This window comes from Phenylobacterium sp. Root1290 (genome assembly GCF_001425305.1).
Lineage (GTDB): Bacteria > Pseudomonadota > Alphaproteobacteria > Caulobacterales > Caulobacteraceae > Phenylobacterium.
On sequence record NZ_LMEE01000004.1, the window covers coordinates 178,649 to 194,997 of the forward strand.

Annotated in this window: 13 protein-coding genes; 5 read left to right on the plus strand and 8 right to left on the minus strand. The window is 68.8% G+C overall.

Annotated elements, in window-relative coordinates:
• Positions 1-572: 572 nt before the first annotated feature.
• From ASC79_RS19030 to ASC79_RS19045, 4 genes are all read left to right on the plus strand, one after another.
• A complete protein-coding gene (locus tag ASC79_RS19030; RefSeq protein WP_056026092.1) occupies positions 573-1,109 on the plus strand; it encodes an RNA polymerase sigma factor in 537 nt (178 codons plus the stop codon).
• Positions 1,110-1,112: 3 nt separating this feature from the next.
• A complete protein-coding gene (locus tag ASC79_RS19035; RefSeq protein WP_056026094.1) occupies positions 1,113-2,096 on the plus strand; it encodes a FecR domain-containing protein in 984 nt (327 codons plus the stop codon).
• 120 nt (positions 2,097-2,216) lie between these two features.
• Positions 2,217-5,249, plus strand: a complete 3,033-nt coding sequence (locus ASC79_RS19040; protein WP_056026096.1) for a TonB-dependent receptor — start codon at positions 2,217-2,219, stop codon at positions 5,247-5,249.
• A gap of 21 nt (positions 5,250-5,270) precedes the next feature.
• Complete coding sequence (locus ASC79_RS19045; protein WP_056026098.1) at positions 5,271-7,745, plus strand: S9 family peptidase; 2,475 nt, start codon at positions 5,271-5,273, stop codon at positions 7,743-7,745.
• On the opposite strand, the gene ASC79_RS19050 is transcribed toward ASC79_RS19045, so the two are convergent.
• From ASC79_RS19050 to ASC79_RS19060, 4 genes are all read right to left on the minus strand, one after another.
• On the minus strand, positions 7,693-9,378 hold the full coding sequence (locus ASC79_RS19050) for an asparagine synthase-related protein (protein WP_056026099.1): 1,686 nt from the start codon (positions 9,376-9,378) through the stop codon (positions 7,693-7,695). The genes ASC79_RS19045 and ASC79_RS19050 overlap by 53 nt on opposite strands.
• Before the next feature lie 2 nt (positions 9,379-9,380).
• A complete protein-coding gene (locus ASC79_RS19055) occupies positions 9,381-10,007 on the minus strand; it encodes a lasso peptide biosynthesis B2 protein (RefSeq protein WP_156378490.1) in 627 nt (208 codons plus the stop codon).
• Between the two features lie 62 nt (positions 10,008-10,069).
• Entirely contained in the window at positions 10,070-10,195 is a 126-nt protein-coding gene (locus ASC79_RS21680; protein ID WP_255352759.1) for a hypothetical protein, read from the minus strand.
• A gap of 93 nt (positions 10,196-10,288) precedes the next feature.
• The gene (locus ASC79_RS19060) at positions 10,289-10,909 is read right to left on the minus strand and encodes a GntR family transcriptional regulator (RefSeq protein ID WP_162244319.1); all 621 of its coding nucleotides are present in this window, start codon (positions 10,907-10,909) and stop codon (positions 10,289-10,291) included.
• Positions 10,910-11,225: 316 nt separating this feature from the next.
• Here ASC79_RS19060 and ASC79_RS21310 point away from each other — a divergent pair, with 316 nt between their 5' ends.
• Positions 11,226-11,462 carry a helix-turn-helix transcriptional regulator gene (locus tag ASC79_RS21310; protein WP_056826598.1) on the plus strand — a complete coding sequence of 79 codons (237 nt, stop codon included), beginning with the start codon at positions 11,226-11,228 and terminating at the stop codon, positions 11,460-11,462.
• Between the two features lie 98 nt (positions 11,463-11,560).
• Here the strand turns inward: ASC79_RS21310 and ASC79_RS19070 are convergent, their stop codons facing one another.
• From ASC79_RS19070 to ASC79_RS19085, 4 genes are all read right to left on the minus strand, one after another.
• On the minus strand, positions 11,561-12,595 hold the full coding sequence (locus tag ASC79_RS19070; protein WP_056026107.1) for a ParB/RepB/Spo0J family partition protein: 1,035 nt from the start codon (positions 12,593-12,595) through the stop codon (positions 11,561-11,563).
• A 17-nt stretch (positions 12,596-12,612) separates the two neighbouring features.
• The gene (locus ASC79_RS19075; RefSeq protein ID WP_235528831.1) at positions 12,613-13,821 is read right to left on the minus strand and encodes an AAA family ATPase; all 1,209 of its coding nucleotides are present in this window, start codon (positions 13,819-13,821) and stop codon (positions 12,613-12,615) included.
• 310 nt (positions 13,822-14,131) lie between these two features.
• Positions 14,132-15,094: a replication initiator protein A gene (locus ASC79_RS19080; RefSeq protein ID WP_056026109.1), complete on the minus strand. Its 963-nt coding sequence runs from the start codon at positions 15,092-15,094 to the stop codon at positions 14,132-14,134.
• 224 nt (positions 15,095-15,318) lie between these two features.
• Positions 15,319-16,338 (minus strand): DUF1612 domain-containing protein, encoded by a 1,020-nt coding sequence (locus ASC79_RS19085; RefSeq protein WP_056026113.1) that lies wholly within the window; start codon positions 16,336-16,338, stop codon positions 15,319-15,321.
• Between the last annotated feature and the right edge of the window lie 11 nt (positions 16,339-16,349).

A 16,349-nucleotide genomic window follows, 5' to 3' on the forward strand; every position in this document is an offset into this window, starting at 1 on the left:
GCGCCTTCGCGGGGACCCGGCTGCAGGGGCGTGTCCCGGCGCCGGCCCGTTCCCGTCCAGCGCGGACCGAAGCTGGGCGGAAGGCGCTCCGGCGCGCGCCGAGGGCGGAGCCCTAAGCGGTCGCCGCGAGCGTGCGAGCGGCCGGCGGAAATGAAGGCTGCAGGGAGCCGCGCCTGGCGCGGCGGAACGCCCGACGAGCGGCCGGCGGCGCCCCAAAGGCGCCCGTAGGCGGCGCGCCCGTAGGAGCAGCTTCAGCTGCGGGACCGAGCGTGACCGCCGGCGGCTCTCCGCTATCCTGCCCTAATGGGCGAGGCGCGCCGCGGGAGCGCCACGCCCGCAGCTCAAGCGACTTGCGTTCGCCGAACAGGCCGACATAGACTCAAGGTTGCGCCGCGATCGTGGCGCCGAGGCGTGAGAACCTCGCTTGAGAAGTCCGCCCCATGCCACTTGTCCGGCGTGGCCGACGCGTATGTCCAGGCCGCCTTGGCGGCTAAAGGCGTCGGCGCATGCCTCAAGCATGTTCTCAACACCCGGACTCCCGGGCCGCCTCTCAAATTCAGGGAGGCGAAGCCATGGCCGAGCAATCGACGCCTATCGGAAGGCCCATAGGGGAGGACAGCGCAGCTGCGCAGGATTCGCGCCCGTCGCTGGCGACGCTTTTTCAGCTCCACGCCAGGTGGCTGCGCGCCCTGATGCTCCGTCACTACGACATCGACGCCGACGACGTCGTCCAGGAGACATATATTCGGCTGGCCCCCTTCCATGCGGCCAACGAAATACGTCATCCTCAGGCGTTGCTCGCGCGGGTTGCGCACAATCTGGCGCGCAACAAACTCCGCGCCGAGGCGAACCGCCGCCGGATTACATCGGCCCTGGAGCGGCAGTACGACCTTGCGGGAGGGGCCGATGCGCCCGATCAGCTCGAAGCGCTTCTGTTCAAGCAGGCGATTCTCTCGCTGCCGCCGATCTTCAGGGACGTGATGGTGCTCAGCCGCTTCACAGGGCTTTCGAACACGCAGGTCGCCGAGCGTCTCGGCGTGTCGGTCAAGACCGTCGAGTGGCGACTGACGAGGGCGCTGGCCCTGTGCGCCAAGCAGCTCGAGGACTGACGAATGTCGGAAGATCCCGTCCAAGACCGGGCGCTGAGGGAAGCTGCGGCCTGGTTCGCGCAGCTGCGCGACCGCACGGTCGATGCGGCGACGCTGAAGTCGTTCTACGACTGGCGGACCGATCCCATCAACGACGTAGCCTATGGCAAACTGGAGGCGCTCTGGCGCCAGGGCCGGACGCTGGAAGACGACCCCGAGATCCGCGCCGCGGTCCGTGATGCGCTCGAGCGCGCCGTCGGCGCTCCCCCGCCGCGGCCGGCGACCACATCTGGCCGATGGTTGCTGCCGGCGGCCGGCGTGGCCCTGGCGCTGCTCGCCGCGATGGGAACCGCGCGGCACTATACCCGGCCGCCGACCTACGAGACCCACGTCGGGGAGCTGGAAAGGGTGGGACTGGCCGACGGGAGCCAGGTGACCCTCGACACCGACAGCCGGCTGGCCGCGCGCCTGGACGGCGACACCCGCCAGGTGACCCTCAAGCGCGGCCGGGCGATGTTCGCCGTGGCGAGCGATCCGGCGCGTCCTTTCATCGTCAAGGCCGGCGGCGCGGAGGTGACGGCCATCGGCACCAGGTTCGAGGTGGCGCACGAGCGAGGCGAGGTGCGCGTGACCTTGCTCGAGGGCGTCGTCGAGGTGCGCGGCTCAAAGGCCGGCGGGCCGTCCTGGCGACTGCGGCCGGGCGAGCAGATCCTGATCGGCTCGAACAAGGGCCCAGCGCCCGGCGATCTCCAGGCCGCCGCGTCCTGGACCGAGGGCCGGCTGGTTTTCAGGGACCGCCCGCTGGCGAAGGCCCTGGACGAGGCCAACCGCTACAGCGAGCGCAAGATCCGTCTCGACACGCATAACGACATGACCGCCGCCCGCGTCAGCGGAGTGTTCCGAACAGGCGACGTCGAGGCCCTCGCCGAGGCGCTCGCCCAGCTCTACGTGCTCGACCTCGCCCCCTCCCCCGGGGGCGACCTCGTGCTGCGCGACCGCGCCGGCTGAGGACGGGTCGGAGATTTCGCCTTTCGCCCGTCAGGGTGCGGCGCGTCCGCAGGTGTCTATCCCTCACAACGCGTCGGGCAGGCCGTCGGCCGCCAGCGACGCCAATTGGTGAGGGGTTTCATGTTCAGTCGCTCATTCGGCGCGTCGCACGCCGTTCTCATCGCCTTGACCGCGGCGGCGGCGCCGCAGGTCGCAGCGGCCCAGGCGACCAATGACTTCGATATCGTCGCAGGTCCCCTTAGTCAGGCGCTGGAGAGCTGGTCGCGCCAGAGCCGGCGGCAGATCCTTTATTCCGCCGAAATCGTACGGGGTCGAGCCGCCCCGGCGGTGCAGGGGCGACTGACGCCCGACGAGGCCCTGGCCAGGCTGCTGACCGGTTCAGGATTGGTGGCCGAGCGCACGCCCCGCGGTTCGGTCGTGCTGCGCAAGGCGCCGGTCCGCAAAGGTCAGGGCGGTCAGGGCGTCGACGTCACGGCCGCCCTTCCCGCCTCGGCGTCCGCGCTCTCCGCGCCCGCGCCAGCGCCGGCGCGTCCGGCCGAGGAGATCGCCGAGGTCGTCGTCACCGGAAGTCATCTACGAGGGGTCAAGGAAGGTCCCTCCCAGGTGGTCGTCCTCGACCGCGAGGCGATCGCCCAGCGAGGGTTTGCGACGCTCGACGAGACCCTGGCGAGCCTGCCGCAGAACTTCGGCGGCGAGAGCACCCCGACCACCCTCCTCGCCGGAGCCGACGGCCTGGGGACCAACAGCCTGGCCGCCAGCGGCGTCAATCTGCGCGGCCTGGGCGCCGACGCCACGCTCGTCCTCGTCGACGGGCGGCGGATGGCCGGCACCGGCTCGAAGGGCGATTTCGCCGATCTGTCGGCCATTCCGATGGTCGCGGTGGAACGGGTGGAAGTGCTGATGGACGGCGCCTCGGCCCTCTACGGTTCAGACGCCGTCGGCGGGGTGGTCAACATTCGGCTGCGCCGCGACCTCGAGGGCGCCGAGACCCGGCTGCGATACGCGAGCGCTTCTGGGCACGAGGCGCCGGAGCTGCAGGTCTCGCAGTCGCTCGGCGCCGTCTGGTCGACGGGCCGCGCCCTGCTGGCCTACGAGCATCACCAGCGCGAGAACCTGCCAGCCGCCGCGCGGAGCTACGCCGCCACCGCCGACCTGCGCGCCTTGGGCGGCCGCGATCATCGCATCTTCTACGGCGCCCCCGGCAACGTGGTTCGCCTGGACGCTGCGACCTCGACCTATACGCCCCTCTACGCCATCCGCCCCAACGGCCAGGCCGCGACGACCCCGGCCGAACTCGTGGCCGGCCAGGTCAATCTGGAGAACCAGCGGCGCGACATCGACCTTCTGCCGCAAGACCAGCGTGACAGCGTCTACGCCTATTTCGCCCAGTCGCTGGGCCCGAAGTTCGAGCTCGGCGCGGATGCCCGCTACACGCGCCGAAGCTTCACGTTCGCCAGCTTGCCGGCCACCGGCGTCCTGACCATTCGGCCGAACAATCCGCACTATGTGCCGCTGCCTGGTCTCTCGGCCCAGCAGATCGCCTACGGCTATGGCGATGATCTTGGTCCCGTGGTCAGTTCGGGGGTCGCTGAGAGCCTCGGCGCCAGCCTCAGCCTCGCGGCCGAACTGCCCGCCGATTGGCGGCTGGAGACCTATGGCGCCTTTGCGCAGGAGGTGGGCTCGCGTCGCTACAGCAACACCCTCAACACCCGGTTCTTGAACGAGGCGCTGGGCGCCAGCGTCGATGATCCCGCCACCGCCTACAGTGCGGCCAGGGACGGCTACTTCAACCCTTACGGCTCGGGGGCCGCCAACAGCCGCGCAGTTCTCGATTTCATCGGCTCGGGCTTCACGCAGCAGACCAATCGCAGTAGGGTGACGACGCTGTCGGCTCAAGCGGACGGCACGCTGTTTCAGACCGCCGCCGGCGCGGCCAAGCTCGCCGTCGGCCTGCAATGGCGCCAGGAGACCTTCGATCAGAAGTCCCTGGCCTGGACGTCGACGCCCTCTCCCCGCGGCTCCAGCAAGCCCCAGTCGCAGCGTCAGGTCGCCGCCGCCTACGCCGAGTTGCGCGCGCCGCTGTTTGGTCCGGGCAACGCCCGGCCGGGCCTGCGCCGCCTGGACCTCTCCCTGGCCGGGCGCCTTGAACAGTATGACGATGTCGGATCGACCGCTGATCCGAAGCTTGGCGTCATCTGGTCGCCCGTGAACGACCTCACGGTGAGGCTGAGCTACGGGACCAGCTTCCGCGCGCCGACCTTGGTGGAGGTCGGCGAAGCCGGAAGCATCGGCGCCAGTTTCCTACGCCGCGGCGCGGACCGCACGCTCTCGGTTATACTCTATGGCGGCAATACGGAGCTCAAACCCGAGACCGCCACGTCCTGGTCTTCAAGCCTTGAGTATCGCCCCAGCCAATGGCCTGGCCTGCGCCTCAGCGCGAACTGGTTCGACACGCGTTTCGACCAGCGTATCGCGCGCCCGGCGCTTGAGCACGTCAACACCGCCCTTAGCGACCCGGCCTTCGCCCCGTTTATACAGTTCGTCAGCCCGGCCTCGAGCGCCGACCTGGCGCTGATCAACGCCCTGATCAGCGACCCGACCTTCGCCTTTCCAGGGGCTTTCCCCGCCGAGGCCTACGGCGCGATCGTCGATGCGCGCTACGTCAACACCGCCTCGACCCATGTAAGCGGCTACGACATCAGCGGCGACTACAGCTTCGAACGCGGCGCGGACCGCTATAGCGCTTCCCTCAGCGCGACCTTCATCTCCCGGTTCGAGCAGACCCTGACCCCCGCCGCGCGGGCGGTCTCGATGCTCAACCTTCCGGGCGAGCCGGTCGATCTGCGCGCCCGAGCCAACCTGGATTGGGCGCGCGGCGCCTGGGGGGCCAGCGCCAGCGCCAACTATGTCGACGGATATGACGACGGCGAGGGCGGCAGGATCAGCTCTTGGACCACGCTGGATCTGCAAGCGCGTTGGGCGTCCGACAGCCGGCAAGCGGCTTGGCGCGGTGTGAGCGCCTCGCTTGGAATCCGCAACGTCTTCGACACCGACCCACCCTTCTACGACTCGGTCCAGGGCGTGGGGTTCGACGCCGCCAACGCCGGCCCCATGGGCCGCGTCGTCTCCCTTCAGCTCGCCAAGATCTGGTAGAGCGGCGACGCGAGACGCCTCATGCGCGTGATCCTGATCGTGGCCGCCTGGCTGGTCGCGCTCGCCCCGCTGTCGGCGGTCCCTGCGGCCGCCAGATCGCTGGCGGTGGACGACCTGCTCAATCTTGAAGAGCTCGGCCAGGTTTCGATCGCGCCTGGCGAGCGATGGATGGTGGCCGAGGTCCGCGGCCCCTATGCGGCCGCGGCGAGCTTCCAGGGCGACTACTATGGCCGGCTGGCGACCAGCCGGCTCTACAGGGTCAATCTTGATCGACCTGGCCCGGCGGAGCTTTTGCTTGGCGCAGGCGGGGGTTATGTCGCCGGCCCGATCGCGCCCGACGGGCGAGCGATGGTGGTCTATCGGCTTTCGGAGGCCGAAGGCTGGCGCGGCGGCGTGCTCAACCTTGCCGACAGGTCGGTGCGCTGGCTCGAGGGCGCGCCCGACTACGGGGTTCTGGGCCGCACGGCGCAGTGGCGATCGTCTGCCGAGGTCGTATTTATCCGCAGGCGCGGCGCAAACCTGCCCGTCAGGCTGCGGCTCGGCTGGAACGCCATGGCCCAACTGCCTGAGCTCTGGCGGCGCGCCGACCGCGGCGAGGCGGCCGTCAGCGTCGCCGGCAGCGGCCGCTTCTCCGACATGCGCCCCAGTCTTCCGACCTCTGAACTGGTCGTCTTCAACGCTCGAACAGGAGCCGAAAAGATCCTGGCGCGCGACGCCTTTGTGGATCTGGAGATCTCTCCCGATGGCCGCCATGTCGCAGCGCTTGTGGCCGGGCGTCTCGCCGCGCCTTCGACGCCGGGGCCGTTGCGGTCGGGCGAGACCCTTCAGCGCCACACGCTGCAGGTGATCGACCTGGAGCGGGGCGGGATTTCCCGGCCGCTGGCCGGGGCCGACATCCTGCCTGGCCTCTTGGCCTGGTCCCCGGTTCACAACATCGTTCTGATCTTCTCCCGTCGGCCCGATCAGCCGTGGCGCGAAGGGGCGCTAGCGCAGATCGACGCCGCCACTGGCCGCGGCCAGACGGCGCCTGCCGGCGGCCTTGCGCCCGAGGTCTCAATCGGCGCCGACGGCACGGTGAGCGTGCGCGCCGGCTGGCTGGGACGCGATCCGGTAATTCTGGCCCGTGATCGAGGGGCCAGGCGAGCCGATTGGTACGCCCTGCATGCGGACGGACCCCGCAATCTGACCGCGCTGGCGCCCGCCCCCCCGAGCCGGATCGTTGCGAGTACGCATCGCGGACTGCTGCTGGACGCCGCCGACGGCGTCTGGTCGATCGACACGCGGGGCCGCGCCGTCAGGCTGGCGGTCGGCGAAGGTTGGGTAAGCGCCGAGCCGCCGCAGCCGGCCATGCGGCTCTCGCTGAACGCCCCGCCCGCCCGTGACTGGACCGCGCTGCTTAAGGCCGGGCCAGGCGCTCGATTAATGAGGGCCGGGCCCGCGGGCCAAGCTGCGCCCGACCACCTCCCGGCCGGCCGCCTGATCGCGCTGGGCGCGGCCAGCAGCGCCGTCCTGCAGGTGGACGAGCAGGGTGTTGGGCGCCTGCAGGTCAAAGGGATCGGCGGCGCGGCCAGCGCCCTGACGCTCAACGCCGCCCTTGCCGATATCACGCCGGCTCGGGTCGCGCGGCTCGATGCGCCAGGCGGCGTCGCCCACTGGCTCTATCTGCCGCCGACCTCCGGTTCTGATCAGGCAAAGCCGCCGGGCGCCGTGCAAAAACCCAGCGGCGGCTGGCCGATGGTGGTCGTCGCCTATCCCGGCGCGATCTACCGCGAACCTCCGAGCAAGTACGCCCCAGGCGCGCTTACCTTTTACACCAACCCGCAGCTGCTCGCGGCGCAGGGCTATGCGGTCCTGGTCCCAAGCCTGCCGCGGGCTTCGACGACAGAGCCGATGCAGGGGCTGACGGCGCAGATTCTGGCGGCGGCGAACCTGGCGACGGCGAGCGGCGAGATTGATCGCGACCGGGTCGCGCTCTGGGGTCACAGCTTCGGCGGCTATGCCGCCATGGCGGCCGCCACTGAGACCCAGCGCTTCAAAGCCGTCATCGCCTCCGCCGGCATCTCGGACCTGGCGAACTATTGGGGCGCCATCGCCCCGGATTTCGCCGTTAGTCCCGAACTTGGCGCGGCGTCCGACTGGGGTCAGGGCTGGGTCGAGAAGAACGCCGGCATGGGCGGTCCGCCGTGGACCGCGCGCGAGCGCTACGCGCGCAACAGCCCCTTCACCTATGCCGACCAGATTGAGACGCCGATGTTGTTGATCCAGGGCGATCAGGACTCCATCGGTCTTGGTCAGGCCCAGGCGCTGTTCAGCGCGCTCCATCGCCAGGACAAGCCCGCAGTGCTGGCGACCTATTGGGGCGAAAGCCACGTGATCACCAGCCCTGGCAACGTTCGAGACATGTACGCGCGCGTGTTTGCATTTCTCGCCCAGACGCTCGCACCTAGCCAAGACCACGCAGACGGCGGGTCCAGGACCGCGCCCAGGCCTCTATGATCACGGCGTGCAGGATCTGCCCCGCGCCGCCCGCCCACATCAGGTGCTCGCTGGTCAGCTGCGCTTCCAGACGACGGCGATCGAGCACCCGCGCCTGCGCCAGCTCTCCGTCGAGGAGATAGGGGCGCAGGAAATCCAGGCGCCCAGCGAGTGCGCGGCCAAAGTGCGCGGTGGCGTCGCCCTTGCCGTGCCTTTGGGCGACCTCCGGTGCCAACCATGCGCTGAACGCGGTCCGCGCGTAGGCGCGGTCGCGGCCGCCCCGCGTCAACTCGGCCGCCGGCAGACGCAGGCAGTGCTCGACGATCGGCCGGCTAAGCAGCGGGTGGCGAAAGTCGGCTGCGGCGGCGCGGCGCGAGGGGCCGGCGAAGGCCAGGGATTGGCCAACGCCCTCCACCTGGAGGCGTTTGGCCGGCGCCGGGCGGCGCCGGTCCCAGGCCCCGGCCCCGGCCCCGGCCCCGGCCCCGGCGGAGAGATTGGCGCGAAGAGCGGTTGCAAGCAGCGACCACACCGAGCGTCGGGTCCAGCGCGCCAGGTCGGGGAGGACAGGGCCGGCCATCCCCGCCAGGCCGCTCGCGCGCAGGTGGTCGACGGCGATCAGAGCGCTAGGCATCTGGTAGAAGACGGTGTCGCCTCCCTTGCCGGTGAGGAGCACTTCTGCGCCCCACGCTTGGCACTGCTCGGCGACGTCGCCGTCATAGCCGCTGTCCAGCCCCCAGACGCCTGGGCGCCAGCCGCTTGAGACCGCAGCCAGGCTCGGCTCGTCCAGAGTGACCTGTGGCTTTCGCCGCTCGATCAGGGGCAGGCCCGCCGCCTGCGCCACCCTGCGCGCGAAGGCCCGCTCATCGCCTTCGGCTTCGAGCGTGTGATAGTTGAGGAGGATCGCCTCGCGGGCGCCCCGCCCGCGACCGAGCGCGGCGGCGACGACGGCGGAGTCGAACCCGCCGGAGGTCTCGACGAGCACCCGCCGCCCCATTGTCATCTGCCCGATGCAGGTCTCCACCAACTGCGGCAGGGTTACATCGTCGCGCACGCTGCCGCTCGCCGCGTCCTGCGGCGTCCAGATCGCCAGATTGCGGCCGTCCGGCCAGTCCAGCACGCCGCCCGGAACGGCGTAGGCGCCGATGAGCCCAAGCGGCCCCGCCAGCCGTCCTGGGGAGACCAGCTGTTCTCGCAGGATGCTCCAATCGATTGCGAGCACTGGAGCTAGTCCCACCAGGAGCCAGTCTGGAGCGCAGCTGGCCACGACCTGGACGCCTTTACGCCCGCAGATGACGGCCTCAAGGTCTCCCATGGGCGCGCGGAACACCGCCGCCGCACCGGCGGCTGGCGCGTCGATCACCACATAGCCGCCCCAAGCCTGGCGCGAGAGGTCCCGGCAAAGCGTCTCGAAATCTGCGTCGGCCGCCAGACGCAGCCCCTCTGCTGCGCGCGTGTGGACATCGCCGAGCAGAAGCCTGCCGCCGGGTAGCGGGCGCAGGTTGAGATTACGCGGGGTGGAGAGCGCGACGAGGCGCCCCGGCTCATCGATCGCCAGTCGCCAACCAGGCTCCTTGGCCAAGGTGCGGGTGATCCATCCGATCCGCGCAGATATCTCCTTGGCCGGGTCCCAATGCAGCGCGACAAAGTCGGCCATGGCTAGCGCGCCAGAATGGGGGTGTAGCGCACCAGCCTGCCGACCTGGTCGTCGAGCGCCATATCGCCCCACTGCAACCAGCAATGAGCGGCGAACGGATAGGTCGAGACCCCGAACACCCAGTGCGGCGCAGGGTGGCCTCGCCGCACCAGAAAGGTGCGCAGCATCGCCGCGCGCATCAGGCAGCGCCCCTGGAGGGGGGCCCAGGGCAGCCATTGCAGAAAGGCCCGCACGTCCCTCAGTCCGCGCTCGGGCGCCGCAGGCAGCGGACGCGCCGCCGGGACGCGATCGAGTATGGCTGAGAAGCTGAGGATCCGGACCCTGACGTTCGCGGCAAGGTGCGCTGCGGCCATGTCAGCGGCCAGTCTTGGCCCCCTGCTCCCCTCCCCGTCCGGCAGATCGCGCTGGGCTCGTGCCGCGGGCGCCAGCCGCGCGGCGGGCCTCTCGCCTCCCCCGCCGAGGCCTTGCCGGGCCAGGGCTTCGGCCAGCGGCTCGGCGAGCGGCAATTGAGGGTCGAAGCCGTCGCCAAGGCCAGGCAGGCAGTGATAGCGGCCGGACCGAAGATCGAGCGCCACGAGGTCGCCGTAGACGTCGACCGCATGAACCTGCTCAGGGAGAAAGGCGGTCATCTGGCTCTCCGCGTAGGCGAACGACACCCGGCGCGGCGTGGCCGCGCCGGGGCGCTCCTGGTTCAGACCTCGTCGTAACGGTCGCCGGCGAGTTCGATGAATTCGCCGTCGGGATAGCCGCGGGTCAGACGCTTGGCGTCCCCAGGGTTGAGCCCGCCGAGACGGCGGAGCAGTTCAAAGCAACGCATCTGTGCATCTCCACTCTTCATGACCACCATTTGTGGCAGAAACAATTCTCCGCCACGTCGCTATGTATTCAAACTATATGTTCTCATATTTCACTATACGTGCGAATCCGCACCCATCGCCCCGAGGATGCTCATCGCTTCCTGGCGTCGGCGCGTATGGTAGGCCTGCACCTGGCCGGTGAGGTCCGCCGGCGTCCAGGCGCAGGCCCCCAGGGCGTCCAACTCGGCGGGTAGGCCGCTGAGGATGCGGCTCTCGGCCTGCCGCACCCGGCCCAGCCGAACTGTCAGCGATGCATGGGCCTGGAAGAGCGGCGTGCTGCCGCCGGCGGCCACGATGCGCCGGAAGATTAGTCCCGCCTGGCGGGTCAAGGGCGCAGGCCCCGCCTCGTCAGGGCCGGCAGGGGTGGCGATTGGCTCACGGGGCGGCCCCAAGGTCTGCAAGGCCAGTCGCAGATAGGCTTCGTGCAGGTCGTAGAGCGACAGCAGTTCGGCAGGATCGATCCGCCAGCAGTTGAAACCGACGCCGCGCCGCTCTTCGATCAAGCGCTCCCCGGCCAGCCACGCCAAGGCTTCGCGAACCGGCGTCGTGCTGAACCCAAGCTCTGCGGCCAGGTCGCCGATGACCAGCGCCGCGCCAGGCGGATAGTCGCCGTCAGCCAGCCGCTCGCGCAACGTCTTCAGCGCCGCCCCGAAAGGATCGCGACGACGCGGCATCAGTCGCCGTCCAGGCCAGATATCGCCGACGGCGGGCCACATGGGGCCAGAGCAACTCTCGGGACGTATCGATCCATTGGAAAAAGCTGCAGCACACGCCTTGGCGGCGACAGACGATTTTTCTCATCCTCGCCATAACGACGGGCGGGCCGCCAGGAAGTGGCGGAGATCCACGTGTTTAACGGCCCGCGGCCACGGCCCTTTTCAGTTGATCACGCTTTGCCGCCCTCCCAACCTGAGGTGCGAGATCGAGCCGCGGCGCCGACCAGGATCCCTTTGGCGCCGTTTAAGCCCCGCAGATCCAAGGGAGGCGACCATGGGCTGTCGAAGCCTCAGCCGGCGGCAGATGCAATGCCTGGACCTTGTCCGGCAGGGCATGACATCCGGCGAGATCGGCAGGATCCTTGGTCTGTCGTCTCGCACGGTGGACCAGTATCTGGCCCAATCTTGCGCCCGCCTGCAGACCCGCAATCGTGCTCAGGCTGTCGCCGAGGCGCTCAGGCTCGACCTCATCGGCCTGCCCTCGACCAGGCCCGGTCGCGCCAAAGATTGAGAGTCATGGCGGCCGCCGGCGGGCATGGCGCATACCCTCCAGCGGCCGCCTGGGTCACAGAAACCCCGACAATGGAGAGCTTGCCAATTGGCAAGTCTCTAGGACGTCGCCGGCCTCAGACGCTTCAGCTCCCGCTCGAAGGCGGCCATGAAGTCTTCATTGGTGGCGGGCGAGTCGAGCGACAGCTCAAGCACGACGCGGCCTGGCCCCTTCGGCTTGAGGGTGAATAGCGGCGCCGAGTGGGCGTTCTTGACGAGGCTGGGCTTCGCCGCTGGCTTGGCCGGCCCCTGCCCGGCCGCCGCGCTCTTGAGCACCGCCACCACCTTGGGCGCATCAAGAACCGCCTCCCCCGCCTCGCGCCGGCTCGACTGCTCGCTGGCCAGCTTCCTGGCCGCCGCCATCAGGCGTGAGCGGCCAGGGTCGGCGGCCAGGTGTGGTTTCAGTTCACGCGCGTGGTTCTCACGCAGCTGCAGAACGTCCCCAAAGGCGTCCACGACGTCGCGCGGCAGCTTGGCCAGGTCGAGGAACCTGGAGAGCCAGGTCTCCTTTACCTCAAGCCGCTCGGCCATACGCCGGGCCACGCCGCCATAGAAGCTTTCCACCGCCTCGCGGTAGTCGAGCGCCCGCTCATAGTCGCTGATGTCGAGACGTGAGCGGTTTTCGATGTCGGCCAGGCGGAAAGCGGCTTCGTCGGTCAGCTCGCGCTCTTCGATCAGGAACTTGATCTCGCGGTGCTCGACCTGGCGCAGGTAGCTCACCGACCAATGACGGCGCGCGCCGCAGATCACCTCGTAGTCGAAGGCCGGGTCGCCCTCGATACGTCGCACGATCGCCGGGAACTCCTGGACGCCCTGGGCGCGCAGGCTCTCCAGCAGATCGGCGCAGCGTTGCGGGTTCAGCAGGTCATAGCGCCGGTTGTGCCGCTCCCACATCCGGCATCGGGCCGGATCGACCAGCCGCAGGGTCTTTTCCTTTATGTCTCCGGAGGTGACGCGAGCCAGCGCGGAGAGCCGTTCGGTCACCCGGGCCGGCGGCGGCGCAGACGCCCCCTCCCCCGCGCCAGACGGGGTTTCAGTGACCGGAGAGACGAGGCCCGCGAGGATCGAGCGGTTCTTTCCCGTGGTGGTGGACATTGAAGCTCCCTTCCTCTTCAGGCCAGGCCAAGTCGGCGCAGCTCGGCGCGGTGGCTGGGCCAAGCCTTGCGGATCAGCAATTCGATCTCGCCGTTGACCCGGTCGAGATTGTTTCGGCAGCGCTCGTGGGTGCGGTTTCCGCTGGGCGGAATCTCGTAGACGGTGCGCAGCTGGACGTTTGCGTTGTCGATTTCGGCGCTGTCCAGCAGCGAGGCGTTGAGCATGTCCATGCCGAACACCGCCTCCATCATCTCGCGGATCTGCACATGAGCGCTCTTGCCTTCGTCGACCTTCGTGGCGACCACGCGCAGGAAGTGGTAGCCGCGCTTGCCCAGCCCGTGCTCGTCCAGCACCTCGAGGGTGTCCACGATCATTCGCAGGAAGTGCGCGGTCGAGGCGAAGTCCACAGTCGAGGGCGGTGTGGGGATCAGCAGGGCGTTGGCCGCCCGCAGCACCGCCAGAGAAATCATCCCCAGAGCCGGCGGCGGATCGAGTAGGACCACGTCATACCGCTCGGCCATACTTTCCACCCCGCGCCGAAGCCGCTCCAGCGCGTCGGCATTACCCCGCATCCGAGCCGCCGCCTCGTATTCGGCCTGGTAGAGCCCAAGGTTTGAGGGGATCAGATCGATGCCCGGCCAGGCGGTCGCACGCAGGGCATACTGCAGGTCGGGCTCGCCGCCGTGCCGGAAGAACGGCAGCAGCGTATCGTCGTCCTCGATGTCGATGTCGGGATTGAAGCCGCACAAGGTCGTCGAGCTGGCCTGGCTGTCGCAGTCGACGATTGCGACGCGGTAGCCCTTGAGCGCCAGATACTGGGCGATGTGGCAGGTCAGGGTGCTCTTACCGACGCCGCCCTTGAAGTTCTGCACCGCCATGATGATCGGCGGATCGCCCTCCGCACGCCGCGGCCTGGTCCCGAAGACGTCACGCATGTGATTGATTTCGGAGAGCGTATAGCCCTCGCGGCGGCCGTTGACGCCCAGGCGGGGCGGCGGCAAGCGCCCCTCGGCCTCGGCCTGGCGGATGGCCTCTGAGGTGCGTCCCACCATTTCGGCCGCCTTGGTGATCGTGAAGCGGAGGTCGACGATCTTTTCGGAACCGGGGGCGAAGACGGTGGCCCGCAGTCGGGAGATGACGTCCTCGGCCCGCTGGTTCAACGCAGCCATGGCGTCGAGCAGAACGGGCCCGGAAACGGGGTCTTTCAGGTCCGCGACAGGCGACACAGGCAGGCCTCCTTTGCAAATATGAGCTTGGCTAGCGTGATTTTGCCAAGTTGTCCCTCCGAATGGTAAACGAGGTCTTAATTTCAGCGCGGGCGAGCGCGAACCCTCATGGTTCGCGTACCGCCCAAGCCAGCCTGTCCGCGCCCCGTTAGAGAGATTTGATAATGGGCAGGTTAGTAGGCTTAAGGGCCGCCTGCCGGGTCACAAACCGTTGCGAGGCCTGGGTTCGGTGTAGTGCCCGGTCACCAATACCCCGCCCTTTCGTCACCAATCCCCCGGGGCTGTGGTCATCGATACCCCGCAGGTACGGTCACTGATCCCCCGAAGGAACCCGGCGGCGCGAGAACATGGCGTCCACCTCCCCTGCCCGCTCGTCCTCGCGCCTGCGACGCGCCTCCGATTCGCTGAGCGCAGCGAGGCTGGCCTTGAGTTTCGCCTTTTCGGCGGCGTCACGCCTGACGAAGTGGACGGCCAAGGCGCCGTCCCGAGTCGTCGTATAGGAGAGCGCGTAGTCGGGCAGGTCGTCGGCGGCGACGATCTTCTTGAGCAGATAGGCGAACTGCTTAAGCGGGCTTTCACTGCCGCTCTTCTCGTGCAGGACGCTGACGCGGCAAACCCATCCGTCCGGCTGGTCCCCGGCATGCTTGCGGGCGATCCTGTAGATGGCGCGCTCGACGCCCCCTGAAAGGGTGAAGTAATCTGGATGAAGGGTCAGCAGCGAGCGCTCTTTCAGCAGCCCCTCATAGACCCAGTTGGAGAGGGTGAGGCTAAGGCCCTTGGAGGCGCCGGTAGCCGGATCGGTCTCCAGCACGAATTCGTCGAGCCAGCCGAACTGCGCGCGCTTATTGCGTTTGGGCGCCCTGATGGAGGTTTCGATCACGGTCGACTGCAGCCGCTCGAGCGCCGCCTCGAGCTCCTTGTAGCCCTTGCCGCCGGTGTCGCGCCTGATCGCCCGCAACAGCTCATAAGCGCTCGTGTGGATGGTGCGGGGGATCTCGTTCGAGCCGGCCTCGCGCAGCTGGTTCAGGCGCGACGTCGCCCAGATAAGAATATCGGCGTCCCAGATGGTCGCGATGCCGAACCGCGGGTTCGCGCTCACATGAACCCAGACGTCGCCGTCGGGACTCGTATACTCGATGGGCTTGAGGCGCTTGCGCTTGCTGAGCGCGAAGAACGGACGCTCCATCACCTCGCGCTGATCCTTCAGGCGCAGTTCGCCCATGCGGGGGACGAAGAGGTCGAACTCCTGCTGGCGAATCGCGCGCTTGGACATGAGGTCATTGTGCCCAAAGGCCGGAAGAAAGGGCAGGGGAGGGGCGAGTTTGCCAATTGGCAAGTTCTCCTGCCACAGGCTTGCCTGCGCTCCTTCACGACCAAATGCAGGAGAGACCCGGTTCGAGGGCGAAGCGAAGGCGTCCAGCTCGTTCGGTCCGGAGCGCTCTAAACCTAATCACCACCCCCGCCTTGCTCCGAATGTGGACTTGCCAATTGGCAAGCTCACACTCGCCACGCCCGAAAGCGGCTGCGCCCGCTGATCTCGACCACGACCGAACCGAGCTCGTCGAGCGAGCGCCGGGCGCTCTGCTGCGACACGCCCAGACGCTCGGCGACCATGGGCGCGGTGACGACCGGGCTCGCGAGCAACAGCTCCATGACATCGCCCGCCCGGGCATGTGCCCGCCTGCCAGCGACATGCCGCGACATCGCCTGGCGGGTGACCTCCAGCCGCTGAAGCTCGGCGACACCTTCCTCAGCCGACCTGGTCATGACTGACAGCCAGAAGGCCAGGCGGCGCGGCATGGCGCCGGCTCGGACTTCACGGCCGCTGCGCGTCACGGCGCGAAGGCCGGTTTCGAACCCGACGAGATGACTGGCGATCCTGCGGGTGACCTGCAGCCAGAGACCGACCAGCAGTCCGCCGATATAGCGCTGGCGGGGGAGGGGGTCGATGATCCACCAGGCCTCCAGAAGGGCCGCGGCGCGCAGGACGGGAGGAATGTCGCCATCCAGGCGGCTCGCCACGTCCAACCACTCCGACACGCCCGCCGCCGGCTCGCTCGCGTCTCCACGTTCAAGGTCCGTCAGCACGCTCGACAGGCGCTCGATCATGCCCGGCCGACCAACAGCCCCAATAGCCGTCGTCGCGCGCACGGTCACAAATCCCCCGACAGCTGGCGGCTTGGCGCGTCTCCCTGTCAGCCAGTCGACGCCGCCTGGCTGCAGCAGTTCGACGCCCCCGGTCGCCGCCTTGCGCCGGGCGCGTACCAGGGCGTGGGTTGCGAGCAGCCCGCCGTCCGGAACACGCAGGTCCGTGCTTTGGTCATGCAGCACGAGGTCTTCCATCGGGGTCACGACCCCTTGCGTCCAACTCCAGGCCACAGCTTCAGCGAAGTCTCTGCGGGCGAGATAACCGCCGCGCCAGGGACAGGCGCCCAGACGCTCGTCCAGCCGGCTCAAAGCCTCGTCGGCCAAGGAAAGCTGCGCGAACACACGGTCCTGGGACGCTTCGTCGAACACGTAAATTCCTC